This is a genomic window from Streptomyces sp. NPDC101110 (genome assembly GCF_044759525.1).
In the GTDB taxonomy this organism is placed as follows: Bacteria; Actinomycetota; Actinomycetes; order Streptomycetales; family Streptomycetaceae; genus Streptomyces.
This window is the reverse complement of record NZ_JBIVZM010000003.1, coordinates 34677-60325: the sequence shown is the minus strand read 5'-3', so window position 1 is coordinate 60325 and position 25649 is coordinate 34677. Positions and strand designations below refer to the sequence as shown.

At 71.0% G+C, this 25649-nt stretch carries 25 protein-coding genes; 12 read left to right on the top strand and 13 right to left on the bottom strand.

Features of this window, described 5'->3' with window-relative positions; genetic code table 11:
* Positions 1–305: 305 nt before the first annotated feature.
* The gene (locus tag ACIQU3_RS06555) at positions 306–1595 is read right to left on the bottom strand and encodes a citrate synthase (protein WP_403726455.1); all 1290 of its coding nucleotides are present in this window, start codon (positions 1593–1595) and stop codon (positions 306–308) included.
* Positions 1596–1774: 179 nt separating this feature from the next.
* Positions 1775–4054, bottom strand: coding sequence for an ATP-dependent RecD-like DNA helicase (locus tag ACIQU3_RS06550; RefSeq protein WP_403923616.1), 2280 nt, complete (start codon positions 4052–4054; stop codon positions 1775–1777).
* Positions 4055–4582: 528 nt separating this feature from the next.
* Here ACIQU3_RS06550 and ACIQU3_RS06545 point away from each other — a divergent pair.
* Both ACIQU3_RS06545 and ACIQU3_RS06540 read left to right on the top strand, forming a co-directional pair.
* A complete protein-coding gene (locus ACIQU3_RS06545; RefSeq protein WP_157851227.1) occupies positions 4583–4753 on the top strand; it encodes a hypothetical protein in 171 nt (56 codons plus the stop codon).
* A 104-nt stretch (positions 4754–4857) separates the two neighbouring features.
* On the top strand, positions 4858–5388 hold the full coding sequence (locus ACIQU3_RS06540) for a GNAT family N-acetyltransferase (RefSeq protein ID WP_403923613.1): 531 nt from the start codon (positions 4858–4860) through the stop codon (positions 5386–5388).
* Between the two features lie 264 nt (positions 5389–5652).
* On the opposite strand, the gene rbsD is transcribed toward ACIQU3_RS06540, so the two are convergent.
* The 5 genes from rbsD to ACIQU3_RS06515 all read right to left on the bottom strand — a co-directional run bounded on the left by rbsD (position 5653) and on the right by ACIQU3_RS06515 (position 11508).
* The gene (rbsD, locus tag ACIQU3_RS06535) at positions 5653–6042 is read right to left on the bottom strand and encodes a D-ribose pyranase (RefSeq protein ID WP_403726467.1); all 390 of its coding nucleotides are present in this window, start codon (positions 6040–6042) and stop codon (positions 5653–5655) included.
* Positions 6039–6941: a ribokinase gene (locus ACIQU3_RS06530; RefSeq protein ID WP_403923610.1), complete on the bottom strand. Its 903-nt coding sequence runs from the start codon at positions 6939–6941 to the stop codon at positions 6039–6041. Before ACIQU3_RS06530 ends, rbsD begins: the two co-directional genes overlap by 4 nt.
* Positions 6942–7014: 73 nt before the next feature.
* A complete protein-coding gene (locus ACIQU3_RS06525) occupies positions 7015–8964 on the bottom strand; it encodes a substrate-binding domain-containing protein (RefSeq protein WP_403726473.1) in 1950 nt (649 codons plus the stop codon).
* Positions 8954–10492 carry a sugar ABC transporter ATP-binding protein gene (locus ACIQU3_RS06520; RefSeq protein ID WP_403923608.1) on the bottom strand — a complete coding sequence of 513 codons (1539 nt, stop codon included), beginning with the start codon at positions 10490–10492 and terminating at the stop codon, positions 8954–8956. The genes ACIQU3_RS06525 and ACIQU3_RS06520 overlap by 11 nt, the downstream gene beginning before the upstream one ends.
* Positions 10489–11508 carry a LacI family DNA-binding transcriptional regulator gene (locus ACIQU3_RS06515; protein WP_403923605.1) on the bottom strand — a complete coding sequence of 340 codons (1020 nt, stop codon included), beginning with the start codon at positions 11506–11508 and terminating at the stop codon, positions 10489–10491. The genes ACIQU3_RS06520 and ACIQU3_RS06515 overlap by 4 nt, the downstream gene beginning before the upstream one ends.
* Before the next feature lie 292 nt (positions 11509–11800).
* On the opposite strand from ACIQU3_RS06515, the gene ACIQU3_RS06510 reads away from it, so the two are divergent.
* Entirely contained in the window at positions 11801–12166 is a 366-nt protein-coding gene (locus ACIQU3_RS06510) for a hypothetical protein (RefSeq protein WP_403726481.1), read from the top strand.
* Positions 12167–12251: 85 nt separating this feature from the next.
* A complete protein-coding gene (locus ACIQU3_RS06505) occupies positions 12252–12899 on the top strand; it encodes a dihydrofolate reductase family protein (protein ID WP_403923602.1) in 648 nt (215 codons plus the stop codon).
* Positions 12900–12906: 7 nt separating this feature from the next.
* Here the strand turns inward: ACIQU3_RS06505 and ACIQU3_RS06500 are convergent, their stop codons facing one another.
* On the bottom strand, positions 12907–13707 hold the full coding sequence (locus ACIQU3_RS06500; protein WP_403923599.1) for an MBL fold metallo-hydrolase: 801 nt from the start codon (positions 13705–13707) through the stop codon (positions 12907–12909).
* Positions 13708–13792: 85 nt separating this feature from the next.
* On the opposite strand from ACIQU3_RS06500, the gene ACIQU3_RS06495 reads away from it, so the two are divergent.
* Entirely contained in the window at positions 13793–14386 is a 594-nt protein-coding gene (locus tag ACIQU3_RS06495) for a CGNR zinc finger domain-containing protein (RefSeq protein ID WP_403923597.1), read from the top strand.
* Between the two features lie 15 nt (positions 14387–14401).
* Here the strand turns inward: ACIQU3_RS06495 and ACIQU3_RS06490 are convergent, their stop codons facing one another.
* The gene (locus tag ACIQU3_RS06490) at positions 14402–14710 is read right to left on the bottom strand and encodes a hypothetical protein (RefSeq protein WP_403156951.1); all 309 of its coding nucleotides are present in this window, start codon (positions 14708–14710) and stop codon (positions 14402–14404) included.
* 335 nt (positions 14711–15045) lie between these two features.
* Between ACIQU3_RS06490 and ACIQU3_RS06485 the strand changes: the two genes are divergently transcribed.
* Together ACIQU3_RS06485 and ACIQU3_RS06480 are read left to right on the top strand one after the other, a co-directional pair.
* Complete coding sequence (locus tag ACIQU3_RS06485; protein WP_403923594.1) at positions 15046–15870, top strand: Scr1 family TA system antitoxin-like transcriptional regulator; 825 nt, start codon at positions 15046–15048, stop codon at positions 15868–15870.
* Complete coding sequence (locus ACIQU3_RS06480; protein ID WP_358281716.1) at positions 15857–16057, top strand: DUF397 domain-containing protein; 201 nt, start codon at positions 15857–15859, stop codon at positions 16055–16057. Before ACIQU3_RS06485 ends, ACIQU3_RS06480 begins: the two co-directional genes overlap by 14 nt.
* A 4-nt stretch (positions 16058–16061) precedes the next feature.
* Here ACIQU3_RS06480 and ACIQU3_RS06475 read toward each other — a convergent pair whose 3' ends face one another.
* Both ACIQU3_RS06475 and ACIQU3_RS06470 read right to left on the bottom strand, forming a co-directional pair.
* Positions 16062–16865 carry a sugar phosphate isomerase/epimerase family protein gene (locus tag ACIQU3_RS06475; RefSeq protein WP_403726495.1) on the bottom strand — a complete coding sequence of 268 codons (804 nt, stop codon included), beginning with the start codon at positions 16863–16865 and terminating at the stop codon, positions 16062–16064.
* Positions 16866–16909: 44 nt separating this feature from the next.
* Positions 16910–17842 (bottom strand): GNAT family N-acetyltransferase, encoded by a 933-nt coding sequence (locus ACIQU3_RS06470; protein ID WP_403726497.1) that lies wholly within the window; start codon positions 17840–17842, stop codon positions 16910–16912.
* Positions 17843–18089: 247 nt separating this feature from the next.
* Here ACIQU3_RS06470 and ACIQU3_RS06465 point away from each other — a divergent pair, with 247 nt between their 5' ends.
* Positions 18090–18662, top strand: coding sequence for a dihydrofolate reductase family protein (locus ACIQU3_RS06465; RefSeq protein WP_403726501.1), 573 nt, complete (start codon positions 18090–18092; stop codon positions 18660–18662).
* 138 nt (positions 18663–18800) lie between these two features.
* Here the strand turns inward: ACIQU3_RS06465 and ACIQU3_RS06460 are convergent, their stop codons facing one another.
* Positions 18801–19850 (bottom strand): LacI family DNA-binding transcriptional regulator, encoded by a 1050-nt coding sequence (locus ACIQU3_RS06460; RefSeq protein ID WP_403726505.1) that lies wholly within the window; start codon positions 19848–19850, stop codon positions 18801–18803.
* 332 nt (positions 19851–20182) lie between these two features.
* Between ACIQU3_RS06460 and ACIQU3_RS06455 the strand changes: the two genes are divergently transcribed.
* The 4 genes from ACIQU3_RS06455 to ACIQU3_RS06440 all read left to right on the top strand — a co-directional run bounded on the left by ACIQU3_RS06455 (position 20183) and on the right by ACIQU3_RS06440 (position 24737).
* Positions 20183–21334: a Gfo/Idh/MocA family protein gene (locus ACIQU3_RS06455; RefSeq protein ID WP_403726507.1), complete on the top strand. Its 1152-nt coding sequence runs from the start codon at positions 20183–20185 to the stop codon at positions 21332–21334.
* On the top strand, positions 21331–22485 hold the full coding sequence (locus tag ACIQU3_RS06450; RefSeq protein WP_403726510.1) for a dihydrodipicolinate synthase family protein: 1155 nt from the start codon (positions 21331–21333) through the stop codon (positions 22483–22485). The genes ACIQU3_RS06455 and ACIQU3_RS06450 overlap by 4 nt, the downstream gene beginning before the upstream one ends.
* Positions 22486–22517: 32 nt before the next feature.
* Positions 22518–23315: a sugar phosphate isomerase/epimerase family protein gene (locus tag ACIQU3_RS06445; protein ID WP_403924148.1), complete on the top strand. Its 798-nt coding sequence runs from the start codon at positions 22518–22520 to the stop codon at positions 23313–23315.
* Between the two features lie 237 nt (positions 23316–23552).
* The gene (locus ACIQU3_RS06440; protein WP_403923591.1) at positions 23553–24737 is read left to right on the top strand and encodes a hypothetical protein; all 1185 of its coding nucleotides are present in this window, start codon (positions 23553–23555) and stop codon (positions 24735–24737) included.
* On the opposite strand, the gene ACIQU3_RS06435 is transcribed toward ACIQU3_RS06440, so the two are convergent.
* Complete coding sequence (locus ACIQU3_RS06435; RefSeq protein WP_403923588.1) at positions 24703–25629, bottom strand: EamA family transporter; 927 nt, start codon at positions 25627–25629, stop codon at positions 24703–24705. The two genes, ACIQU3_RS06440 and ACIQU3_RS06435, sit on opposite strands and share 35 nt — an antisense overlap.
* Positions 25630–25649 lie beyond the last annotated feature (20 nt).

The following is a 25649-nucleotide window of genomic DNA, read 5'->3' as shown; positions in this document are numbered from 1 at the left end:
AAGTACGGCGAGTTCTGCTCGTTCTGCTCAACAGCGGTTCAGGCGCTGTCCTCACAGACGCCCGGCCGGATCCCGTGGGGGGAATCCGAACCGGGACTGGGAAGGCGCCCTGGTCGTCGGCCCGTGGGGGGACCGACGTCGGGGCGCCTTCTTCATTGCGTAAGAAATCCCGTGAGAGATCACACGACAGCACGCTCCGCCGCCGCCGGTGCCGCCCCTCCCACCTCCCCCCCCCGCCCCGCCCACGCAAAAGCCCCCGCATCCGGCCGGCGGATACGGGGACTGACGCGCTACTGCTCCTGCGCTCAGCGCTCCTCGACGGGAACGAAGTCGCGCTCGACCACGCCCGTGTAGATCTGGCGCGGGCGACCGATGCGGGAGCCCGGCTCCTTGATCATCTCGTGCCACTGGGCGATCCAGCCCGGCAGCCGGCCGAGGGCGAACAGGACCGTGAACATCTCGGTCGGGAAGCCCATGGCCCGGTAGATCAGGCCCGTGTAGAAGTCGACGTTCGGGTAGAGGCTGCGCGAGACGAAGTAGTCGTCGGAGAGCGCGTGCTCCTCCAGCTTCAGCGCGATGTCCAGCAGCTCGTCGGACTTGCCGAGGGCGGACAGCACGTCGTGCGCGGCGGCCTTGATGATCTTGGCGCGCGGGTCGAAGTTCTTGTAGACCCGGTGGCCGAAGCCCATCAGGCGGACGCCGTCCTCCTTGTTCTTCACCTTGCGGATGAAGGTGTCGACGTCGCCGCCGGAGTCGCGGATGCCCTCCAGCATCTCCAGCACGGACTGGTTGGCGCCGCCGTGCAGCGGGCCCCACAGCGCGTTGATGCCGGCGGAGATCGAGGCGAACATGTTCGCCTGCGAGGAGCCGACCAGGCGGACCGTGGAGGTCGAACAGTTCTGCTCGTGGTCCGCGTGCAGGATCAGCAGCTTGTCGAGCGCGGAGACCACGGTCGGGTCCAGCTCGTACTCCTGCGCCGGGACCGAGAAGGTCATGCGCAGGAAGTTCTCCACGTAGCCGAGGTCGTTGCGCGGGTAGACGAACGGGTGACCGATCGACTTCTTGTACGCGTACGCGGCGATCGTCGGGAGCTTGGCGAGCAGACGGATCGTGGAGAGGTTGCGCTGGCGCTCGTCGAACGGGTTGTGACTGTCCTGGTAGAACGTGGACAGCGCCGAGACGACCGAGGAGAGCATGGCCATCGGGTGGGCGTCGCGCGGGAAGCCCTTGTAGAAGTTCTTGACGTCCTCGTGCAGCAGGGTGTGCTGCGTGATGTCGTTCTGGAACGCCGAGAGCTCGTCGACGGTCGGCAGCTCGCCGTTGATCAGCAGGTAGGCGACCTCCAGGAAGGTGGAGCGCTCGGCCAGCTGCTCGATCGGGTAGCCGCGGTACCGCAGGATGCCCGCTTCGCCGTCCAGGTACGTGACAGCGGATTTATACGCGGCCGTGTTGCCGTAACCGCTGTCCAGCGTCACCAGACCGGTCTGGGCGCGGAGCTTTCCGATGTCGAAGCCCTTGTCACCGACGGTGCTGTCGATCACCGGGTAGGTGTACTCGCCGTCGCCGTACCGCAGTACTACAGAGTTGTCGCTCACGTCTTCCCTCACCGACGTTGTGCCTCATCTTCGAGGTTGCCCTGACTGTCTCTACCATCCCCCACTTGGCTCAGGAGAGTGCACTCGGGGTCGACCATCGGGCCTATTGGCGGCACTGAGTGCCGTCAACTTGCTCATCCTGCCCCCTGCGCTCCCCTTCTGGAAGTGGCTTGTGACCTTCACGACTCATTTGATCGATCATTTTTTGCTGAACCGAGCCGGAAGTCGAGTGCCGTGCACCGCCGACCCGCCGAAACGGTGCGCACCGCCTGGCCGATCGCCTTGCGCGAACCGACCAGGACGACCAGCTGCTTGGCCCGGGTGACGGCTGTGTAGAGCAGGTTGCGCTGGAGCATCATCCAGGCGCCCGTGGTGACCGGGATGACGACGGCCGGGTACTCGCTGCCCTGCGAGCGGTGGATCGTCACGGCGTAGGCGTGGGCCAGCTCGTCGAGCTCGTCGAACTCGTACGGCACCTCCTCGTCCTCGTCGGTGAGCACCGTCAGGCGCTGGTCGACCGGGTCGAGCGAGGTGACCACACCGACGGTGCCGTTGAAGACACCGTTCTTGCCCTTCTCGTAATTGTTGCGAATCTGGGTGACCTTGTCGCCGACACGGAACACCCGTCCACCGAATCTCTTCTCGGGCAGGTCGGGACGGCCCGGGGTGACGGCCTGCTGGAGCAGGCCGTTGAGGGTGCCCGCGCCGGACGGGCCGCGGTGCATCGGGGCGAGGACCTGGACGTCACGGCGCGGGTCCAGCCCGAACTTGGCCGGAATGCGCCGGGCAGCCACGTCGACGGTGAGCCGGCCGGCGGCCTCCGTGTCGTCCTCGACGAAGAGGAAGAAGTCCTTCATGCCGTCCGTGACCGGATGCTGTCCGGCGTTGATCCGGTGCGCGTTGGTCACCACACCGGACTGCTGGGCCTGCCGGAAGACCCGGGTGAGCCGGACCGCCGGGATCGGGCCGCCGTCGGCCAGCAGATCCCGCAGCACCTCGCCCGCGCCCACGCTGGGCAGCTGGTCGACGTCCCCTACGAACAGCAGATGCGCCCCCGGCGGGACGGCCTTCACCAGCTTGTTGGCGAGGAGCAGGTCGAGCATGGACGCCTCGTCGACCACCACCAGGTCGGCGTCCAGCGGGCGGTCCCGGTCGTAGGCCGCGTCGCCGCCGGGCTTGAGCTCCAGCAGGCGGTGGACCGTGGAGGCGTCGGCGCCGGTGAGCTCGGACAGGCGTTTGGCGGCCCGGCCGGTCGGGGCGGCGAGCACGACCTTGGCCTTCCTTGCGCGGGCCAGTTCCACGATCGAGCGGACCGTGAAGGACTTTCCGCAGCCCGGGCCGCCCGTGAGGACGGCGACCTTCTCGGTCAGCGCCAGTTTGACGGCGGACTCCTGCTCGGGGGCCAGATCGGTGCCCGTACGCCCCTTCAGCCAGGTCAGTGCCTTGTCCCAGGACACGGTCCGGAAACCGGGCATGCGGTCCTCATCGGTGCGCAGGAGGCGCAGCAGCTGGGCGGAGAGGGACAGTTCGGCGCGGTGGAAGGGGACGAGGTAGATCGCGGTGACCGGCTCCCCGCCGTCCGGGCCGGGGACCTTCTCCCGTACGACGCCGGGGTCCTCGCCCTCCTCCGGGGGCTCGGCCAGCTCCGCCAGGCATTCGATGACCAGGCCCGTGTCGACCTGGAGGAGCTTCACCGCGTCCTTGATCAGCTGCTCCTCCGGGAGGAAGCAGTGGCCCTGGTCGGTGGACTGGGACAGGGCGTACTGGAGGCCCGCCTTGACGCGCTCGGGACTGTCGTGCGGGATGCCGACGGACCGGGCGATCTTGTCCGCGGTGAGGAAGCCGATGCCCCAGACGTCGGAGGCGAGCCGGTAGGGCTGGTTCTTCACGACCGAGATGGAGGCGTCGCCGTACTTCTTGTAGATGCGGACGGCGATGGATGTGGACACCTCGACGGTCTGGAGGAAGAGCATGACCTCCTTGATGGCCTTCTGCTCCTCCCAGGCGTCGGCGATCTTCTTCGTCCGCTTGGGGCCGAGGCCCGGGACCTCGATGAGGCGCTTGGGCTCCTCCTCGATGATCCGGAGGGTGTCCATGCCGAAGTGGTGCGTGATGCGGTCGGCGAAGACCGGGCCGATGCCCTTGACCAGGCCGGAGCCGAGGTAGCGGCGGATGCCCTGGACGGTGGCCGGCAGGACGGTCGTGTAGTTCTCGACGTGGAACTGCTTGCCGTACTGCGGGTGGGAGCCCCAGCGGCCCTCCATGCGCAGGGATTCGCCGACCTGCGCACCGAGCAGGGCACCGACGACCGTGAGCAGGTCACCGGCGCCTCTGCCGGTGTCGACACGGGCGACCGTGTAGCCGTTCTCCTCGTTGGCGTACGTGATGCGTTCGAGTACGCCTTCCAGCGTGGCCAGTCGCCGCTCGCCCGCCTGGGCGGCCCCCGCCTGATCGGTCATGATCCGACGGTACCGCCCGGGTACGACAGCGCGGCCGGAAGCGGAACCCGGTGACGCGCACATAAAGCGACCGATCAGTATGCGCACAGGGGTTCAGATTTCACCGTGAATCCACAAGAGGGCCCGAAGCTTTACCGTTCAAGCATCCTTGCCGTCCCTTTTGTGATTCCTTCCCGTGGAAGAATTCAGGCGTTCGGAGAATGGGGGGCGGACCCGATTCCGGAGCGACCGTGATGCCGATGCGTCCCCCTGGCCCGGGCACCCCCGGGCGCGCCCGCACCGCGGGCACGCTTCTCGTCGGACTGTGCACCGTCGGCACGTTGACGCTGCTGGTGACGGCTCCGGCGATTTCCGGACAGCACGCGATCGTGGCCCCGGGAACTTCCGCGCCGCACGGGAACCCGCCCGGCCCTCCGGCGCAGCACCGGGCACCCGCACCGGAATTCCGGCCCCTTCTCAGCCCCGGCCCGGGTTGATTACCGCCCCGCCTGTTCTGTTCCACCCGGCCCCGAATGACGACGAGGAACGATGTCACCCCAGGCTCAGAGCGTCGCCCTGTGGATCATGTCCCTGGCCATCAACATCACGGCGGCGTGCGCGGGCATCGTCTGGGGCTGGGAGGCCTTCGCGCAGTTCCTGCTGCCGGCGTTCGGATCCGTGGTGGGGGCGTCGATGGTGAGCTACAGCCTGCGGCGATGAGGGCGCCGGCCCGGTGGGCCCCGGGGCGGCCGGGGAGGCGGTCGCCCCCGGGTGGTGCGAAAGTCGATTGCCGCTCGGCCGCGCGCCTGGCTAGCGTCCGCCCCATGCCTGTGGCCCTGCACACCGTCCGCCTTCTCCTCGACCCCTACACCCCCGACGACGAGGAGGATTTCGTCGCCCTGTTCCAGGACGCCAGGGTGTCCCGGTGGATGGGGGACGGGCCCTGCGACGAGGCGGACGACCGGGCCCTGTTCGGGCGGATCTTCAGCAAGGTCTACGCGCAGGACCTGTTCGACGTGTGGGCGGTCCGGCGCCACGGACGGCTGGTCGGGCACGCGGAGATCAAGCGGACCGACGCCGTGGAGGGACACGAGATCGTCTACGCCCTGGCGCCCGAGGCCTGGGGAAGCGGACTCGGCACCGAGCTGGCCGAGGCGCTCGTGGCGTACGGCTTCGGGACACTCGGGCTCACCGAGGTGCACGCCACCGTCGCCGCGGAGAACGGGGCGTCGCTGCGTCTGCTCGGCCGGATCGGCTTCGGGCACGTCCGCGACATCGAGGAGGACGACGGTGGTCTCACCCGCGTGCTCACCGTCTCCCGGGGCACACGCCGCGCCGGATCCGGCCCGCTGTGAGCGCGTAGCGCGTACCGGCCGCCCGTTCCTCGCCTGCCTGACAGCGGGCCGGTGCGGGCCCTGGCCGGGCTGCCCAAGAAGCGGGCAAGAATTTCTTACTCCGCCGTGCAACCCTTCGCGGCCCATGGGGGTCGTACTAGGCGTCAGGACTTCTGGAGGGGGATCCGGGGGGATCGCGGGGGTTCTGACGGGAGGGGAAAAGCCGAGGGGGCCCGGTCGACGGACCGAGCCCCCTCGAAACCGTTCGGAGGCGTTGCGCGGGCGTCAGAAGAAGACACCGCACCGCAGCAGGACGTTCGCGTACGGCCGTGCCTCGCCCGTGCGCACCACCAGCCGGGCCCCCGCCGACAGTTCCTTGAGCCGTTCGTGCGACACGAGGTCCAGCCCCGGGAACAGCCCCTCCAGCAGCGACGACGCCTCCGGGTTGGCGTCCCGGACCTCCCGCGCCGCCGTGGCGCCCTCGACCACCAGCTCGGCCAGCAGCCCGTCCAGCACCTCGGCGAACGCGGGCACCCCCGCCCGGAAGGCCAGGTCCACCACCCGGGGCCCGCTCGGGATGGGCATACCCGCGTCGCACACCAGCACCCCGTCGCCGTGGCCGAGTTCGGCCAGCGCACCGGCGAGGTGGCGGTTGAGTATCCCGGTCTTCTTCACGGTGCGGGGACCTCCGCCGCCGTCGGGAAGGACGCCTGCGCGCCCTTCCTCGTCACGGTCGCGGCACCCACCCTGGCCGCGTACGCCGCCGCATCCGCCAGCGACTCGCCCGCTCCCAGCCGGCAGGCCAGCGCGGCGGTGAAGGAGTCGCCCGCTCCGGTCGTGTCCACCGCGTCCACCTTCAAGGCGGGCACGCGCGAGACCCCCTTCGACGACGCCACCAGCGCGCCCCGACCGCCCAGCGTCACCACCACCGACCTGGGGCCCTTGGCGAGCAGGATCCGCGCCCAGTCCTCGGGACTGTCCCCGACGGCGGAGTCACCCAGGATGACCTTCGCCTCGTGCTCGTTCACGATCAGCGGGTCGCACGCCGCCAGCACCTCCCGCGGAAGAGGACGGGGCGGTGAGGGGTTCAGCACGAAACGGCTCCGGGGCGCCAGGTTCCGTACGGCCTCCACCACCGTCTCCAGCGGGATCTCCAGCTGTGCGGACACCACCCGGGACCCCTGGAAGAGGCACCCCGCGGACCTGATGTCCTCGGGCGTGAGGCGGCCGTTGGCGCCGGGTGAGACGACGATGCTGTTGTCCCCCGACGGGTCGACCGTGATCAGCGCGACGCCGGTCGGCGCCCCGCCCACCAGGACTCCCACCGTGTCGACGCCCGCCGCGCGCTGCGAGTCGAGCAGCAGCCGGCCGTGCGCGTCGTCGCCGACCCGGGCCAGCAGCGCCGTGCGGGCGCCGAGCCGGGCGGCGGCGACCGCCTGGTTCGCGCCCTTGCCGCCCGGGTGGACGGCCAGGTCGGAGCCGAGCACGGTCTCGCCGGCCCCGGGCCGGCGCTCCACTCCGATCACCAGGTCGGCGTTGGCCGACCCCACGACCAGGAGGTCGTAGTCGTACATGAGTCGTCTCCCCACGTGAGTGACATGGGCGGGCGGTCCGCACGCCGTGCGGCCGCCCCGCCGTTCCCCGATGTCAGCCGCTGAAGCCGGCCACGTTCTCCTTCGTGACCACCTTCACCGGCACCTTCACCGTCTCCCGGACCTTCTTGCCCTGGAGCGCCTTCAGGGCGTTGTCCACGGCGATCTTCCCCAACTGGGAGGGCTGCTGCGCCACCGACGCGTACAGCGTGCCGCCCTCGACCGCCTTCAGGCCGTCAGGCGTGCCGTCGAAGCCCACGACCGAGACCGACTTGCCGGCCTTGGAACCCAGCGCCTTGATCGCGCCGAGGGCCATCTCGTCGTTGGCCGCGATGACGCCTTGGACGTCCGGGTGGGCCTGGAGCAGGTTCGACATGACGTCGAGGCCCTTGGTGCGGTCGAAGTCGGCCGGCTGCTGGGCGACGACCCGGATGCCCGGGTAGGCCTTGAGGCCGTTCGCGAAGCCCTGTGCGCGCTCACGGGCCGCGGAGGTGCCCGCCTGGCCCTGGAGGATCACGATCTTGCCCTTGCCGCCCAGCTTGTCGGCGACGGTCTTCGCCGCGAGCTCACCGCCGGCGACGTTGTCGGAGGCGACCAGGGTGTCCACCGCCGCCTTGTTGACGGTCCGGTCCACGGCGACGACCGGGATGTCGGCCTTGCCGGCGGCCTTCACGGAGTTGCCCGCCGCGTCCGAGTCCACCGGGTTGACGATGATCGCGCCCAGCTTGGAACTGGTGAAGTTCTGCAGCTGGTTGGCCTGCTGGGAGGCGTCGTTCTGGGCGTCGGTGACGGTCAGGTCGACGCCCAGCCTCTTCGCCTCGGCCTGGGCGCCGGCCCGGATCTGTACGAAGAAGGGGTTGTTGAGGGTGGAGAGCGACAGGCCCATCTTCGGCTTGTCCGAGGAGGCGGAGCCGTTGTGCAGGAAGGACGTGGCGCCGACGATCGCGACGGTGACGACGGCCGCGAGCCCGTACGTCGCCGCCTGCTTGCCCTTGGGGCCGCCGGCACCGGCCGCGACCGGGGTCGCCCCCGCCTTGCGCCGCAGCGTGTCGAACAGCACCGCCAGCGCGATGACCACACCGATGACGACCTGCTGCCAGAACGCCGAGACGTTCAGCAGGTTCAGCCCGTTGCGCAGCACCGCGAGGATGAGAGCGCCGATCAGCGTCCCGGAGGCCTTGCCCGTACCGCCGGCGAGGGAGGCGCCGCCGATGACGACGGCGGCGATCGCGTCCAGTTCGTAGCCGTCGGCGGCCTGCGGCTGCGCGGAGGAGAGCCGGGCGGCGAGCACGACACCGGCGACGGCGGCGAAGACGCCGGAGAAGGCGTAGATGGCGAGCTTCTGCCGCCTCACTCGCAGGCCGGACAGCCGGGCGGCCTCCTCGTTGCCGCCGATCGCGTACATGGACCGGCCGATGTAGGTCCGGCCGAGCACGAGGGCCGCGATCAGGCCCATGACGATCATCACCAGGACCGGCACCGGCAGCCAGCCGCCGAGCGTGTCGCCGAGGTGGGAGACGGAGTCGGGGAGGGCGATCGGGGAGCCCTCGGAGATGACGAGGGAGAGGCCGCGGGCCACGGACAGCATGGCCAGGGTGGCGATGAACGGCGGCAGCTTGCCGTAGGAGATCAGGATGCCGTTGACCAGGCCGCAGACGATGCCCGTGGCTATGGCGAGCAGCACGGCGAGGACGACCGGGACGCCCGCCGATGTGGCGCTCCAGGCGAGGACCGTGGCGGACAGCGCTGCTACCGAGCCGACCGACAGGTCGATGCCCGCGGAGACGATCACGAAGGTCACGCCGAAGGCGAGGATGGCCGTCACGGCCGCCTGGACGCCGACGTTGAGGAGGTTGTCCGTCGTCAGGAAGTCGCCGGACAGCGCCGACATCGCGATGACGAGGACGATGAGCGCGGTCAGCGCCCCGTTGTCGAGCAGGAGGCGGCGCAGGCCCCCGGAGGCGCCACCCGCGCCCGTCGTGCTCGTGAGCGTGTCAGTGGCCACGGGAGGCCTCCGTTCCGGTCGTGGTCGTGTTCGGGGTCGTGGGGGTGCTGACGGCGAGGGCCATCACGGCGTCCTGAGTCGCCTCGCCGGCGGCGAGTTCACCGGCGATCCGGCCCTGGGCCATCACCAGCACCCGGTCGCTCATGCCGAGCACCTCGGGAAGGTCGCTGGAGATCATCAGGACGGCCGCGCCGGCGGCGGTGAGTTCGTTGATCAGCTGGTAGATCTCGACCTTGGCGCCGACGTCGATGCCGCGGGTCGGTTCGTCGAGGATCAGCACCTTGGTGTCGGCGAGCAGCCACTTGCCGATGACGACCTTCTGCTGGTTGCCGCCGGAGAGCGTGCGCACGTGCTGGCCGAGGCCGGCCATCCGCACCCCGAGCTGCTTCGCGATCCGCTCGGCGGCCTCGCGCTGCCCCTTGAGGTCGACGAGCCCGCCGCGCGTGGCCGACCGCAGCGTCACCAGGCCGAGGTTTTCCTCGACCGAGGCGTCCAGCACCAGGCCCTGGCCCTTGCGGTCCTCGGGGATGAGCCCGATGCCCGCGGTCATGGCCGCGTTGATGTCGAACTTGGCGACCGGGGCGCCGGAGACCTTCACGGTGCCCTTGTCGTAGGTGTCGGCTCCGAAGACCGCCCGTACGACCTCGGTGCGGCCGGCGCCGACCAGACCGGCGATGCCGACGACCTCACCGGCGTGCACCTCGAAGCCGACGTCGTGGAAGACGCCGTCCCGGGTGAGTCCCTCGACGGACAGCAACGCGGCACCTCGGTCGGCGCGTTCGCGCGGGTACTGCTGCTCGATGGAGCGGCCGACCATGAGCCGGACGAGCTCGTCCTCCGGAGTGGAGGCGGGGACCTGACCTACGCTCTTCCCGTCGCGGATGACGGTCACCCGGTCGCCGAGGGCGGCGATCTCCTCCAGGTGGTGGGTGATGAAGACGATCCCGACGCCGTCCTCGCGCAGCGTGCGCACGATCGCGAAGAGCTTGCCGACCTCCTCGGAGGTGAGCACGGCGGTCGGCTCGTCCATGATCAGCACGCGGGCGTCGAGGCTGAGCGCCTTGGCGATCTCGACCATCTGCAGACGTGCGATGCCTAGTTCGCGGACCCTCGCACGGGGCGAGACGTCCACGCCGACCCGCTTCAGCAGGACCTCGGCGTCGGCCTCCATCTTCTTCCGGTCGATCATCCCGAACCGGCGCGGCTGGCGCCCCAGGAAGATGTTCTCGGCGACGGTCAGATCCGGTACCAGGTTGAACTCCTGGTAGATCGTGGCGATGCCGAGCCGCTCGGAGTCCTGCGCACCCTGGATGCGGGTCTCCTCGCCGCCGGCCAGGATGCGCCCGGCGTCGGGGGTGTAGGCACCGGAGAGCATCTTGATGAGGGTGCTCTTGCCGGCGCCGTTCTCACCGAGCAGCACGTGCACCTCGCCCCGGCGCAGGTCGAAGTCGACGCCGTCCAGCGCGACCACGCCCGGGAAGGTCTTCCGTATGCCCTCGATGCGCAGCAACTCGTCCGGGTTGCTCACGTCGTGCTCCTTTGCACTGGGGTGGGGTTCTCGCCGCACGAGCGGCGTACGACGAGCCGGGCGGGGAGGGTGACGGACTCGCCGGGCCGCCCCTCGATGCGGTCGACCAGGGCCCGTACGGCGGTCCGGCCCAGCTCGCCCGTGGGCTGGGCGATCGCGGTGATCGGCGGATCGGTGTGCACGAACCACCGGATGTCGTCGAACGCGGCGAGCGCGAGGTCGTCGGGGACGCGCAGGCCACGCGCGCGTACGGCGTCCAGCGCGCCGAGCGCCATCAGGTTGTCGGCGGCGAAGACGACCTCGGGCGGGTCGGCCAGGTCGAGGAAGCCCTCGGTGACGCGGCGCCCGCTCTCCGCCTGGAAGTCGCCCTGCCCTATGTAGGCGTCGGGGAGTTCGAGGCCGAACACGGCCAGCGCCTCCCGGAAGGCCTCCACGCGCTCGCGGCCGGTCGTGGTCGCCGCCGGGCCCGCGATGATGGCGAGCCTGCGGTGTCCCAGCCGGTGCAGATGTGCCACGAGGTCCCGCACGGCGCTGCGCCCGTCCGACCGCACGACCGGCACATCCACGCCCGGGATCCACCGGTCCACGAACACCATGGGCGTCCCGGCCCGCGCGGCGTCCAGCATCAGCGGCGAGCCGCCGTCCGTCGGGGAGACGAGCAAGCCGTCGATACGGCGGTCGAGCAGGGTGCGTACGTGGTGGTCCTGGAGGTCGGGCCGCTCGTCGGCGTTGCCGATGATGACGCTGTAGCCGAGCGCGCGGGCCTCCTCCTCGACGGAGCGGGCCAGTTCGGTGAAGTACGGGTTCAGCACGTCGCTGATGACCAGGCCGAGGGTGCGGGTCTGGTCGGTGCGCAGGGAGCGGGCGACGGCGTTCGGGCGGTAGCCCAGGGTCTCGACGGCGGCCAGCACGCGGGTGCGTGCGTCGGCGCTGACCGACGGGTGGTCGTTCAGGACGCGCGAGACCGTCGCGACGGAGACACCGGCCTCGGCAGCGACGTCCTTGATGCTGGCCACCGCCGCTCCACCTCCTTGTGGATCAGTCGTGGGAGCACCGCGTGAGTGCCCGTGGAATCGATTACATCGACGGATGGATGGAATCGATTACACGCCGGTAAATCAAGACCCCGCCGACACGTCGCAACCGGATCGTGATGTCGCGGGAGACTCCCACGCGGTTCAGGGTGGAGGGAGGAGGTCCGTTTCCACGGCGGGTTCTACGGCGAACTTCGCGGCGGGTTCTACGGCGCACTTCACGGCGAGTTCTACAGCGAACTTCACGGCGAGTGTCACGGCGAGCGGAGGAACCATGACGGCAGCGACTCGCGACGACGTCCCCGTCGCGCTCGGAGGCGAAGGCGTAGAGGTACGCACCATGCCGATCGGGGGCGGCATGTCGATCAGCTACATCACCCTGCCCCAGGGCACGGACATGGGCCCGGCGCTCAAGGGGCTGCCCGACGACGCCTGCCAGTGCCCGCACTGGGGCTATCTGCTGAAGGGCCGGATCCGGATGCGGACGGCCTCCGGCGAGGAGGAGTACGAGGCGGGGCAGGCCTACTACTGGGGCCCCGGCCATGTGCCGCTCGCCCTGGCGGACACCGAGCTGGTGGAGTTCTCCCCGGACGCGGACTTCCGGCAGGTGATCGACCACGTCGTGGCGCAGGCCGGGTGAGCGGGTCTTCTGATGCGCCCGGCCCGGGCCGATGAGTTTCGCCGACCCGGGCGGTCTTCCTCGTATCGACCACAGGAGGAGCGCCGTGTCCCAGTTGCTGCGCGTACAGAACTTCAACGTCTCGAGTGACGGTTTCGGTGCCGGAGAGGGCCAGAGCCTGGAGCGGCCCTTCGGCCATGCCGATCCCGGCACGATCTTCGCCTGGGCCGGTGCGACCGCGAGCTGGCCCAACCGCACCGCCCCGGGCGGCAGCCGCGGTCTCGACGACTATCTGGTGCGCGACTTCCACCACAACATCGGCGCCGAGATCATGGGCCGCAACAAGTTCAGCCCGCAGCGCGGCCCCTGGGAGAACTACGACTGGCAGGGCTGGTGGGGCGACGAACCCCCCTTCCACACCCCGGTGTTCGTGATGACCCACCACGAGCGCCCGTCGTTCACCCTCTCCGACACGACGTTCCACTTCGTCGGCGGGGATCCGGCCGAGGTCCTCGCCCAGGCGCGCAAGGCGGCCGGGGGCAAGGACGTACGGCTCGGCGGCGGGGCGACGACCATCCGGCAGTTCCTGGACGCCGACCTGGTCGACACGCTGCATGTGGCGGTCTCGCCCGATGTGGTGCTCGGGTCCGGATCACGGCTGTGGGAGTCGCCCGAGGAACTGTTCGACCGCTTCCACTGCGACATCGTGCCGAGTCCGAGCGGGGTGGTGCACCACCTGTTCTGGCGGAAGTAGCGGCAGGTCAGGCGGCCTTGCCCCAGTCCAGCCGGTCGGCGAGCCCGGCGGCGGTGAAGGCCGCCTCCAGCTGCTCGCGGCCCTCGGTGAAGTGGGCCCAGCTGTCGTAGTGGACGGGGACCACGCGCCGGGCGCCGAGGATCCGCGCGGCCTCGGCGGCCATCGCGCTGTCCAGGACGAGGACCTGGTTGTCGAAGAGGACGGGGAAGCGGGGAGCTCCGGCGAAGAGCACGGCGGTGTCGACGGGGCCGAAGCGGCCGGCGATCTCGCGGACCGCGTCGAGTGAGGCGTTGTCGCCGCTGACGTAGACGGTGGGCAGGCCCTCACCGGTGAGGACGAAGCCGACGACCTGGCCGGTGAACGCCTCGACCTGCTCGCGCGGGCCGGGGCCGTGCAGGGCCGGGACGCCGGTCACGGTGACCGTGCCGCCGCCGGGCCGGTCCAGCTCGACGGACTCCCAGTCGGCCAGACCCCTGACCTTGTCCCCCAGGCTCTCACTCAGGCGCTTGCCGCCGCCGGGCGTGGTCAGGGTGAGGGGTATCCGGGCAAGCAGGGCCCGGCCGGAGGTGTCGAGGTTGTCGGCGTGCTCGTCGTGGGAGAGCAGCACCACCTCGACGCCGCCGAAGTCGGCGGGCGTGGCGGCGGCGGGCGCGGTCTTGGTCAGGAGCGGACCTCCGGGCCGGGCGTAGTCGCCGGGGGCGTCGAAGGTCGGGTCGGTCAGGAAGCGCAGGCCGCCGTACTCGAAGAAGGCCGTCGGGCCGCCGAGGACGCGGACGGGGAAGTCGGTCGGCACGGGAACAGAAGACATGAGTACCTCACGGATAGACACGGGTGAACCGTGAGACGACCGTAGCCGCTTCTCACGGATGCAGGCAAGCCGTACCATGAGAAATATGGAGGAGCCCGTGACCGAACAGCCCACCCCGCCGCCCGCGCAGGGCGAGGAGGAGCACCCTTGCCTGGCCCTCGCCAACAGCGCTCCGGCGCTGCCCGGCGGACGCACGCTCGACCTCCTGGGCACCCCCGCACAGGCGAACCACTGGCTGACCCAGCGCGGCCTCGCCCCGCCCGACGCCGGCATGCGGGAGATGTGCGCGGCCCAACTGCGGTCGCTGCGCGAGCAGATCAGGTCCCTGTTCGCCGCCCGCGTCGACGGCGTGCCCGCCCTGCCCGCCGCGGTGACGGCCATCAACGACGCGATGACCAGGGTCCCCACGGCCCCGCTGCTGCGGTGGGACGACAAGACCGGCCCCTACCGCACCACCCCGCACCCCACCACCGCGATCGTCGACCTCGCCCTGGCGACCCTCGCCGCCGACGCCGCCGACCTGCTCACCTCCCCCGCGGCCGAGCGCCTCACCGCCTGCGGCTCCCCGCCCTGCAACCGCTACCTGCTCCGCCACGGCCGCCGCCACTGGTGCTCCACCCGCTGCGGCGACCGCGCCCGCGCGGCCCGGGCGTACGCCCGCCGCACCGAGCAGCGCTGACGCCACGCCCCGGCGTCACGGCCGGGGCGGGTGGGCGAGCCGCGCTCCCCTGCTCTCCGCGACCCTCTTGACGTCCCGGAGGGACTCGCTGAGCCGGAGCGCCAGGTAGTGCAGTTCCGCGCTCGTCACCCGGCGCGCGGCGAGCAGTTCGCCGGCATGCCCGAGCAGGGCGTCCGCCATGTCGATCTGCACGTCCTCGATCTCGTCGGCCAGCCGCGCCACATAGCCGGTTCCGTCGCTCACGAGGTAGCACGGCCTGCCGTCGGCACCGGTCCACGGCAGCAGCCGCCCGGCCACGGCGCGGTCCCGCGTCCCGCCGGTCATGCGCCCGCCTCCGCCATCAGATAGGGGCGCACCAGCCGGTTGTCCTCTCCCCGCAGCGGACGCTCACCGGGACGGCAGCAGGCCGCCGGGCACACGTACGGGGGCGGGGGTGGGGGCGGCGCCGTCGATCGCCGTCGCCTGCCCCGGGGAGGGAAGAGGAAGCGGAGAAACGGTTCCAGGAGCCGGGCGATGAGGTCTACCACGCCTGTCTGCCTGCCTTCTCACCTGCGGTGACTGCGTTCTGTTTCGGATCACTCACAGAGTGGGGTCGGCGCTCGCTACGCTGCCAGGGGGTGGAGCTTGACATCGCGCTTGTCAAGAAGAGGAGTTGGCCGATGGACGAACGCCGCATGCTTCGAACACCGCGTCAGAAGTACGGCGAGGAACTGCGACTGAGGCGGACCGCCGCCCGTCTCACCCAGGAGGAACTGGGTGACCAGGTGGTGTGCTCACCCACACTGATCAGCCATTTCGAGGCAGGCCGGCGCCTCCCCAAGCCGGACGACGCGCGGCGGATCGACCGGGCGCTGGGAACGGACGGGTTCTTCGCGCGGTGGCTGGAGGACCTGGAGAACACGTACGATCCGCGTTTCGCTGCCGCCGCCGAACTGGAGCGACAAGCAACGCTGATCCAGCAGTTCGCGCTCGCGTTGGTCCCCGGCCTGCTTCAGACACCCAGCTACGCCCGGGCCGTGTTCGCGGCTTACCGACCGACCACTACAGACCAGGAACTTGACAGGAAGGTTGTCATTCGAACAGAGCGTGCCCGAATCCTTGACGGGCCTTCGGCACCGGTCATCTGGACGCTTCTCGACGAGGCCGTGCTGCGACGCGCTGTGGGTGGTCCGCAGGTCATGACGGAGCAACTGCACAAGATCGCGGACTTGGCCGAGTCGCGACGGATTCGGCTGCACGTCCTTCCGTACCGCGTCGGTGCGCATCCGCTCATGGAGAGCCTGCTCACCCTGATGAGCTTCGAGGACTCGGCCCCGGTGGCATACGTCGACGCGTTCGAGACCGGACGCCTGATGGACGATCCAGCGCTGGTGAGTGCATGCCAGACGGCCTACGCTCTGGCCCTGAGTGACGCGTTGTCGCAGCAGGAGTCACTGGCCCTCGTCAGATCGGCAGCAGAGGATCACGCGCATGACCAGCAGTGAACACACCGGGTGGTTCAAGTCCAGCTACAGCGGCGGCAGTCAGGCCGAGTGCCTCGAAGTCGCCCCCGGCCACCCCCACGTCCCCGTACGGGACAGCAAGGCCGCCCACGGCCCCGCCCTGGTCTTCTCGCGGAGCGGCTGGGCGGCGTTCGTCGGCGCCGTCAAGGACGGGCACATAGAGGGCTGAGGGGTCACGCCGATTCGTTCAGCAGCCTGCTCAGGTGCTCACGTCCGGACTCCAGCAGGTCGGGCAGGGGTGCCGCCGCCTCGTACCAGCGCTTCTCGTACTCCCAGCACAGCCAGCCGTCCCAGCCGTGGCGGGAGAGGACCTCGACGCACTCGGCCAGGGGCAGCACGCCCGCGCCGAGCGGCAGGGGGGTGGTGTCCTCGGCGGAGGCGATGTCCTTGACCTGGACGTAGCCGAGGTGGGGGGAGAGCGCCGCGTAGGTCTCGGAGGGCTGCTCGCCGCCGAGCCAGGTGTGCATCACGTCCCACAGGGCGCCGACCTGGCGGTGGCCGACGAGGCCGAGGACGCGCATCGCGTCGGCGGCGGTGCGGTGCGAGTCGTGGGTTTCGAGGAGGATGCGCACGCCCAGGTCATTGGCGTGTTCGGCGGCCGTGCCCAGGCGGCGGGCGGCCGTCGCGTCCGCCTCCTCGGGGCTCTGGACGTCGAGGTCGCCGCCGGGGAAGACCCGGACGTACGGGGCTCCCAGGTCGTGGGCCAGGTCGACGAGGGCACGGAGCTCGGCCAGGACGGGCTCGTCGTCGCCCGGCGCGGCGACCCGTACGTAGCCCGCGAGGCCCAGGAGCTCTACGCCCGCTCCCTTGAACTCGGCCGCAACGTCCGCCCGTTCGGCGGGGCCGAGGCCGGTGTGGACCGGTTCCTCGGGGTGGGTGCGCAGCTCCACGCCGTGATAGCCGTGGGCGGTCGCGAGCCGCAGGACGTCGGGCAGGGGCAGGCCTGGGACACCGAGGGTGGAGAACGCCAGCTTCATGTTGACGGAGAGTACCCGGCACCCCCGCCGCTGACTCTTCTTCGTCAGTGTGGTGTTGCGTGAAGATCCAGTCGCCAGTCCTGGCCGGTCAGGTCCTGGCCGAAGGAGTGGTGCGGTTTCTCCGCGACCAGGACGAATCCGTGGCGCTGGTAGATGCGGCGGGCCGCGCCGAGGATGTCGTTGGTCCACAGGACGACCTCGCGGTAGCCGGCCTCACGGGCGAAGTCGACGAGCGCTCCGACCAGGCGGTCGCCGATACGGAGGCCGCGCGCGTCCGGTTCGACGAGCAGGAGCCGCAGCCGGGCGGCGCCGGGCGAGTCGTCCCGTACGCACATCACGCACCCGACCGGCCCGCCGTCCAGCTCGGCGATCCAGGTCCGCTCCCGGCGCGGGTCGTGGTCCTCGCCGTAGTCGGCGACGATCCTCGCGACCAGCGCCTCGTAGTCGGCGTCGAAGCCGTACTCGGCCGCGTACAGCGCGGCGTTGCGCTGCACGATCCAGCCGAGGTCGCCGGGGGCGGGTTCGCGCAGCACGACGTCCTCGGGGCGCGGGGCACGGCCGTCGCCCAGGATCGTCCGGACGGTCCGCAGGGCCTGCGCCAGCCGCGGCCGGTCCTCGGCCGGGACGGTGTCCAGCAGCGCGCCGACCGACTGCCGCGCCCGCTCGTCGAGCAGCGCGGCGGTCTCCCTGCCGGCCTCGGTGAGCGTGATGCTGCGGCGGCGGGGGTCCGTCTCGGACGGACCGCGCTCGACGAGGCCGTCCTCCTCGAACTTGTTCAGGATGCGGGTCAGGTACCCGGCGTCCAGGTGCAGCTGGGCCCGCAGGTCGGCGGCGTCGGTACGGGGCGCGTGGGCCAGCTCGTAGAGCACGCGGGACTCGGTGAGGGTGAAGGGGGCGTAGAGCCGGCGGCCGTAGTCGAGGGCGCCGATGACGTTGGTGTAGAAGCGGTTGAAGGAGCGGATGTCCTGGACGGTCATGGCACCGACCCCCGATGTTTGACTCAGTCAGAGATGCCCTGGGTCGAGCTTAGACGTCCGGAACCCCTGGAGCCAGGCGCGGGACGCACCGGACGGTCCGGGCGGCGAATGGGAGGGCGACGGCCGATGAGTTTCCGCGCGTTCCGCAGTCGGAAGGGGTGTTCGGTGCGTCGCAGCCGCGTGTGGTGTGGAAGCGTGCAGCGACGGATTCCGCCAGAACCCGACGAGAGATACCGAGGAACCTCCCATGCGTACTCTGATCAGCACCGCTTTCATCTCGCTCGACGGCGTCATGGAGGCGCCGGGCGGCGAACCCGGTTACCGGAACTCCGGCTGGACCTTCAAGCACACCGAGTTCCTTCCCGAGGCGTTCGAGATCAAGGGACGCGAGCAGAAGGAAGCCACGGCGATGATGATGGGCCGCACCAGCTATGAGGCGTTCAGCCAGGTGTGGCCCGGCATGGAGGATTTCGCCGACTACAAGGTGATGCCGAAGTACGTCGTCTCCACCACCCTGGCCGAGGAGAACCTGGTGCCGAACTGGGGCGACACGACGATCCTGCGCTCGCTCGACGACGTCGCCGCCCTGAAGGAGACCGAGGGCGGCCCGATCATCATCCACGGCAGCGCCTCCCTCAACCAGGCCCTCTCGGACGCCGGGCTGATCGACCGCTACCACCTGCTGGTCTTCCCGCTGCTGCTCGGGGCGGGCAAGCGGTTGTTCAGCACCACCGACAAGGACGCCCAGAAGCTGCGGCTCGTCGAGCACGAGGCCTACGCCAACGGGCTCCAGAAGAACGTCTTCGACGTCGTCCGCTGACGAGGCCCGCCCGACGGCGCCGGCCCGGACAAGGCCGGTGCCGCCCCCGGGCCGCCGCAGCAACCTCCTGCGACCGGGGTGCCAGCGCCCTGAATCCCTGAGGGCGGCAGGGCCGGGGGCCCGCGCGGCCGACGCACCTCAAGAGGTCCGCGGCACCCCCGAGGACCCCCGCACCATCAACTCCCCCCGCACCGAGGCGATCCCCCCGGGCGGTGCCTCCTCACGCCCCATGGCGATCCGCCCGGCGCGGGCCCCGGCCTCCGCCAGCGGCAGCCGTACCGTCGTCAGCGAGGGCACCGCGTCGATGCTGAACGGCAGATCGTCGAAGCCCGCCACCGAGACGTCCTCCGGGATCCGCAGGCCCGAGTCCCGCAGCGCGGCGCACGCGCCCAGCGCGACGGAGTCGTTCGCCGCGACGACCGCCGTCAGCGACGGGTCGCGCCGCATCAGCTCCAGCGTCGCCTCGTAGCCGGACCGCCGGTCGTAGCGCCCGTGCACCGTCCAGCGCGGGTCCTCCTCGATGCCGTGCGCGGCCAGCGCGGCCCGGTGTCCCTCCAGCCGGTGCCGGGTGGTGGTCCGCTCCTCGGGGCCGGCGATGTACCCGAGCCGCCGGTGCCCGAGCCCGATGAGATGCTCGGTCAGCTCCTGTCCGCCGCCGCGGTTGTCGAAGGTCAGCGCGATCGCCCCGGTGTCCGGGGCCGGCGGGCGTCCGCACAGCACCACCCGGGTCCCGGCCTCCACCAGCTTCCGCACCTTCGCGTCCATGGCCGCCTGGTGCGCCGCGTCCTCGATCGCCCCGCCGGTCAGCACCACGGCCGCGGCGCGCTGCCGCTGCAGCAGCGTGAGGTACGTCAGCTCCCGCTCCGGCGAGCCCCCCGTGTTGCAGACCACCGCCAGCCGCTCTCCGCCCGCACGGCCGCCGGGTCCGCCGATCTCGGCCTGGATCGCGCTCGCCATGATCCCGAAGAACGGGTCGGCGATGTCGTTCACCAGGATCCCGACCAGGTCGGAGGTGGCGGCGGCCAGGGCGCTCGCGGGCCCGTTGAGCACGTAGTCAAGCTCGTCCACGGCCTTCAGCACCCGCTCCCGGGTGGACGCGGCCACGGGGTAGTTCCCGTTCAGCACGCGCGACACCGTCGCGGGTGAGACCTGGGCGCGGGCCGCCACGTCCGCCAGGGTCACCGTCATCTCGTCGTCCTCCGGTCGAGCATCTCGTCTCCGCCCTCGTACACACCTGGACCACCGGCCTTGGTTCCGGGTCGAACAGCAGGTCGTCCGCCCCTGTACCGCCGAACCCATGGCCAAGGTTCCGAGCAGACCTTAAGCCCCCGACCCCGTGTTGTTCGCCCCCTCGAACAACTCGTCCTGGTCACGGTCTTGTCCGGACCGCGGTTCAGAGGCTAGCTTCTCCGTATGTAGAAAGCGCTTGCTGCAACGCTCACCAGTCGACGGCCGCTCACCGGGTCGCCTGTGAAGGGTGGGGCGTACGCGGCGCGACGACCGCGTACGAAGGGAATGACGTGACACGCAAGACGGTGCGTATCGCCATGAACGGCGTGACCGGACGCATGGGCTACCGCCAGCACCTGGTCCGCTCCATCCTCGCCCTCCGCGAGCAGGGCGGCCTCGACCTCGGCGACGGCACCGTGCTGTGGCCCGAGCCGATCCTGGTCGGGCGCCGCGAGCACGCGCTGCGGGCGCTGGCCGAGGAGCACGGGCTGGAGCACGTCTCGACGGACCTGGACGCGGTCCTCGCCGACGAGACGGTCGACGTCTACTTCGACGCGCAGGTCACCTCCGCCCGCGAGGAGGCACTGAAGAAGGCCATCGCGGCCGGCAAGCACATCTACACCGAGAAGCCGACCGCCACCGGCCTCGACGGCGCCCTGGCGCTCGCCCGGCTGGCCGACGAGGCCGGCATCAAGCACGGCGTCGTCCAGGACAAGCTGTTCCTCCCGGGCCTGCTGAAGCTGAAGCGCCTGATCGACGGCGGCTTCTTCGGGCGGATCCTGTCCGTGCGCGGTGAATTCGGCTACTGGGTCTTCGAGGGCGACTGGCAGACCGCCCAGCGCCCGTCCTGGAACTACCGCGCCGAGGACGGCGGCGGCATCGTGGTCGACATGTTCCCGCACTGGGAGTACGTGCTGCACGAGCTGTTCGGCCGGGTGAAGTCCGTCCAGGCCGTCGCCACCACCCACATCCCGCAGCGCTGGGACGAGAACGACAAGCCCTACGACGCCACCGCCGACGACGCCGCCTACGGCATCTTCGAGCTGGAGGGCGGCGCCATCGCCCAGATCAACTCCTCCTGGGCCGTCCGCGTCAACCGCGACGAGCTGGTGGAGTTCCAGGTGGACGGCACCGAGGGCTCCGCGGTCGCGGGTCTGCGCAACTGCCGCGTCCAGCACCGCAGCGCCACGCCCAAGCCGGTCTGGAACCCGGACATCCCCGCCACCGAGGTCTTCCGCGACCAGTGGCAGGAGGTCCCGGACAACGCCGAGTTCGACAACGGCTTCAAGGCCCAGTGGGAGCTGTTCCTCAAGCACGTCTACGCCGACGCCCCCTACCACTGGGACCTGCTGGCCGGTGCGCGCGGTGTGCAGCTCGCCGAGCTGGGCCTGAAGTCCTCGGCCGAGGGCCGCCGTCTCGACGTCCCGGAGATCTCACTGTGACGATCCGACTCCCCGGCCCCGCAGGGGCGCTGCGGACCTACGAGCCGCGCACCGAGCCGCTCGCCGTGACCCCGGGCACGCCCTTCACGTCCCGTACGGTCTTCTCCGCGGCGCACGTCGTGGCCGACCCGTTCGCGGACGTCTCCCCCGACTCGCCCGCCGCGGTCGACTGGGACCTGACCCTCTCCTTCCGCCGTCATCTGTGGTCGCACGGGCTGGGCGTCGCCGAAGCCATGGACACCGCCCAGCGCGGCATGGGCCTGGACTGGGCGGGCGCGGCCGAGCTGATCCGCCGCAGCGCCGCCGAGGCCAAGGCCGTCGGCGGCCTGATCGCCTGCGGTGTCGGCACCGACCAGCTGACCGGCCCGGCGACCCTCGCCGAGGTCCGCGCGGCCTACGAGGAGCAGCTCGCCCTCGTGGAGGAGTCCGGCGCGCAGGCCGTCCTGATGGCGTCCCGGGCGCTCGCGGCGGCGGCCCGTGGCCCCGAGGACTACCTGGAGGTCTACGGCCATCTGCTGCGCCAGGCCGCCGAGCCGGTGGTCCTGCACTGGCTGGGCCCGATGTTCGACCCGGCCCTTGAGGGCTACTGGGGGTCGGCCGACCTGGACGCGGCGACGGAGACGTTCCTGGAGGTGATCGCCGCCCACCCGGACAAGGTCGACGGCATCAAGGTCTCCCTGCTGGACGCCCGGCGCGAGATCGACATCCGCCGCCGGCTCCCGAAGGGCGTGCGCTGCTACACCGGCGACGACTTCAACTACCCCGAGCTGATCGCGGGCGACGAGCAGGGCTTCAGCCACGCGCTGCTCGGCATCTTCGACCCGCTGGGCCCGCTGGCCGCCGAGGCGGTCCGGGCCCTGGACACGGGTGACGTGCGGGGCTTCCGCGCCCTGCTGGACCCCACGGTCGGGCTCTCCCGGCACCTCTTCCGGACCCCGACCCGCTTCTACAAGACGGGCGTGGTCTTCCTGGCCTGGCTCGCGGGCCACCAGCCGCACTTCACGATGGTCGGCGGGCTGCAGTCCGCCCGCTCGCTGCCGCACTTCGCGACGGCGTACGAACTGGCCGACGGGCTGGGGCTGTTCCCCGACCCCAAGCTGGCGGAGGAACGGATGAAGACGCTGCTGAGCGTGTACGGGGTGAACCAGTGAGCGGGACACCGGCGCGCTTCTCCATCAACCAGATGACGGTGAAGCAGCTGTCGTTGCCGGAACTGGCCGACGGTTGCGCCCGGTTGGGCATCCGAGGCGTGGGGCTCTGGCGCGAGCCGGTGCGCGAGTACGGCCTGGAGGCCACGGCCAAGCTGGTCCGGGACGCGGGGCTGACGGTGACGACGCTGTGCCGGGGCGGCTTCCTCACGGCGACCGACCCGTCGGAGCGGGCCGAGGCCCTGGCCGACAACCGGCGCGCGATCGACGAGGCCGCGACGCTGGGCACGGACACGCTAGTCCTGGTCTCGGGCGGGCTCCCCGCGGGTTCCAAGGACCTGCACGGCGCGCGGGAGCGCATCGCGGACGCCCTGTCGGAACTGGGCCCCTACGCACAGGAGAACGGCGTACGCCTGGCCATCGAACCGCTGCACCCCATGTACGCCTCGGACCGCTGCGTGGTGTCGACCCTCGCCCAGGCCCTGGACCTCGCCGAACGCTTCCCGGCGGACCAGGTGGGCGTCACGGTCGACACGTATCACGTCTGGTGGGACGACACCGCGCCCGCGCAGATCGCCCGGGCGGGTGCGGGCGGCCGCATCCACACCTTCCAGCTCGCCGACTGGACCACGCCCCTCCCGGAGGGCGTCCTCACGGGCCGCGGCCAGATCGGCGACGGGTCGATCGACATGCGGGAGTGGCAGGGTTACGTGGAGGCGGCCGGTTACATCGGCGCCATCGAGGTCGAGCTGTTCAACGACGTCCTGTGGGCACGGGACGGCCTGGAGGTCCTGGCCGAAACCGCGAAGAGGTTCACCGAGCACACCCGCTGACCGTTCCGCCGCCCCGCCCCGCCCCGCCTGCCGGAGGGGGGCGGGGCAGCGCCGCGCCCGGGCCCGCGCCGGGCGTCGCCGAGGGCCGGTGCGGGGTCCCGCACCCGGAGGGCCGGCGCGGCCCGGGCCGCTGCCGCTCCGGATGCAGCCGCCCCACCGGCGTGACACGCTTTTCCCAAGGACTCGGCCGGTCGTAGTGCTCTCTCATACCCTCGCTTCTTGATTCGGAGAGCAGCCATGGCTGATTTCCTCGTCAACACCGCCAAGGCGGGCGACCAGCACCAGCCCGCCGTCGACGCCCTGTTCGGCACCGAGTTCCTGGAGCTGTGGTCGGACGAGAGCGATTTCGTCATCAAGGGCCGGTTCCTGGGGGACGACGGCGACAAGCTCGGGGACGAATTCGCGGTCAGTGAGCAGCCCGCGGACGGGCCCGGGGTGCGGCCGTTGTGGCCGTCCGTGCTGTCCGCCGGGATCAGCGGCCAGTTCGCCGTCTGGCTGGAGACCCCGTTCGACCCGTCCGGGCCCAGCCCTTCCGTGAAGCTCCAGCGGTTCACCGAGGGCCGCAGGGCCGGCCCCGGGACGCTCGTCACGGAGGACGCGGATCCTCAGGTCAGACCCTGTCCGGCGTTCATGATCGACGGTGGTGTGCTGGTCACCTGGGCGAGCCGGCGGCCCGACCGGCGCATCCGCGCGCGGCGGTTCCACGCGGACGGCAGCCCTGCGACACCGGAGTTCACGGTCAGTACCACCGAGGGCTTCCACGACAAGCCCGCCGCCTCGATCCTCACCAACGGCAACGTGGTCGTCGCGTGGTCGACGGACCCCTCGTCGATCGGCGGTGGCCGGCTCACCCTGCGGTTCTTCGACTTCGAGAGCCATCCGCTGGGCGGGGAGATCCAGCCGGACGTCGGCGGCTTCACCGGCGTCAACGCGATCACCCTGCTCGACAGCGGACGTTTCGTCGCCGCGCACATCGTGCGCATCCAGCCCAGCGACCTGGGCAAACCGCAGACGACGATCGCGGCGAGCATCTTCCAGCCGGACGGCACGGAGACCTTCGACATCACGGCCGGCAACCCCAGGGGCTTCACCCGCAGCTCCCCGGCCCTGTCCCGGCTGCCGGGCGGGCGCTTCCTGATGGCGTGGGTCGAGGAGAGCGCGGACACGCACGACACCGTGCCGACGGTGATGGCCAAGGTCTGCTCGGAGAGCCAGGGGTCACTCGGCGCCCCGGTGCGGGTGAGCACGGCCGAACCGGGCAACCGGGCGCACACCTGCACGGCGACGGCCTTCGGCAACGGCCCGGAGAGCGCGCTGATCACCTGGGACGACGACAGTCACCTGGACGGCGACACGGGCTTCGGCGTACGCGCCCGCACGTTCCACATCAGCCCGCCGGGGATGCTGGTCGAGGCGTCCTGACAGCGGCCGCCGAGTCCTGCGACACCGTGGGCGCGGTGCCGCGCGGGGCCAGGGACGCCAGTCCCACTCCACCCACGAGCAGGGCCGCCGCACACCATCGCAGCGGGCTCACCGGCTCGCCCAGGAACAGGAACGCCGACGACATCCCGAAGACCGGGACGAGGAGGGAGAACGGGGCGACCGTGGACGCCGGATGGTGGCGCAGAAGGAAGCCCCACGCGCCGAATCCGAGGACCGTGGTGACCCAGGCGACGTAGAGGACGGTGCCCGCGCCCTGCCAGTCCAGGCCGCGCAGGGCCGCCAGGTCGCGTGCGGGGCCCTCCGTGAGGAGGGAGAGGGCCAGCAGGGGCAGGACCGGGACCGTGCTGACCCACACCATGAAGTGCAGCGCGTCGGGCGGGGCCGCCTTGCGGGTGAGGACGTTCGACGCGCCCCAGCACGCCGCCGCCCCGACGACCAGGGCGAACGCGCCGAGCGGGCCGGCGGCGCCCTCGTCCACGGCCGCCACGGCGATGCCGGCCAGGGCGATCAGCATGCCCAGCAGGCGAACGCGGGAGGGCCGTTCGCCCAGGGTCAGGGCGGCGATCGCCGCTGTGAACACCGCCTGTATCTGGAGGACCAGGGAGGACAGCCCGGCCGGCATGCCCGCGTCCATGCCGACGAAGAGGAGGCCGAACTTCGCCACCCCGAGGACCAGGCCGACCGCCACGATCCACTTCCACGCCACCTTGGGGCGGCCCACGAGGAACACCGCGGGAAGCGCTGCCGCGAGGAAGCGCAGGGCGGAGAAGAGCAGGGGCGGGAAGTGGTCCAGGCCGATCTCGATGACCGTGAAGTTGACGCCCCAGACGGCGGCGACGAGGACGGCGAGGGCACAGTGTGTCGGGCGCATGCCGTGAGCATCATCCCCCG

Coding starts and splice junctions, on each gene's coding strand:
- ACIQU3_RS06490 (WP_403156951.1), bottom strand. CDS start 14,710: ATGACCGGCGGGACGCGGGACCGCGCCGTGGCCGGGCGGCTGCTGCCG.
- ACIQU3_RS06475 (WP_403726495.1), bottom strand. CDS start 16,865: ATGAAGCTGGCGTTCTCCACCCTCGGTGTCCCAGGCCTGCCCCTGCCC.
- ACIQU3_RS06465 (WP_403726501.1), top strand. CDS start 18,090: ATGCGTACTCTGATCAGCACCGCTTTCATCTCGCTCGACGGCGTCATG.
- ACIQU3_RS06550 (WP_403923616.1), bottom strand. CDS start 4,054: ATGACCGATCAGGCGGGGGCCGCCCAGGCGGGCGAGCGGCGACTGGCC.
- ACIQU3_RS06495 (WP_403923597.1), top strand. CDS start 13,793: ATGGAGGAGCCCGTGACCGAACAGCCCACCCCGCCGCCCGCGCAGGGC.
- ACIQU3_RS06485 (WP_403923594.1), top strand. CDS start 15,046: ATGGACGAACGCCGCATGCTTCGAACACCGCGTCAGAAGTACGGCGAG.
- ACIQU3_RS06435 (WP_403923588.1), bottom strand. CDS start 25,629: ATGCGCCCGACACACTGTGCCCTCGCCGTCCTCGTCGCCGCCGTCTGG.
- ACIQU3_RS06460 (WP_403726505.1), bottom strand. CDS start 19,850: ATGACGGTGACCCTGGCGGACGTGGCGGCCCGCGCCCAGGTCTCACCC.
- ACIQU3_RS06470 (WP_403726497.1), bottom strand. CDS start 17,842: ATGACCGTCCAGGACATCCGCTCCTTCAACCGCTTCTACACCAACGTC.
- ACIQU3_RS06500 (WP_403923599.1), bottom strand. CDS start 13,707: ATGTCTTCTGTTCCCGTGCCGACCGACTTCCCCGTCCGCGTCCTCGGC.
- ACIQU3_RS06540 (WP_403923613.1), top strand. CDS start 4,858: ATGCCTGTGGCCCTGCACACCGTCCGCCTTCTCCTCGACCCCTACACC.
- ACIQU3_RS06530 (WP_403923610.1), bottom strand. CDS start 6,941: ATGTACGACTACGACCTCCTGGTCGTGGGGTCGGCCAACGCCGACCTG.
- ACIQU3_RS06545 (WP_157851227.1), top strand. CDS start 4,583: ATGTCACCCCAGGCTCAGAGCGTCGCCCTGTGGATCATGTCCCTGGCC.
- ACIQU3_RS06510 (WP_403726481.1), top strand. CDS start 11,801: ATGACGGCAGCGACTCGCGACGACGTCCCCGTCGCGCTCGGAGGCGAA.
- ACIQU3_RS06480 (WP_358281716.1), top strand. CDS start 15,857: ATGACCAGCAGTGAACACACCGGGTGGTTCAAGTCCAGCTACAGCGGC.
- ACIQU3_RS06445 (WP_403924148.1), top strand. CDS start 22,518: ATGACGGTGAAGCAGCTGTCGTTGCCGGAACTGGCCGACGGTTGCGCC.
- ACIQU3_RS06440 (WP_403923591.1), top strand. CDS start 23,553: ATGGCTGATTTCCTCGTCAACACCGCCAAGGCGGGCGACCAGCACCAG.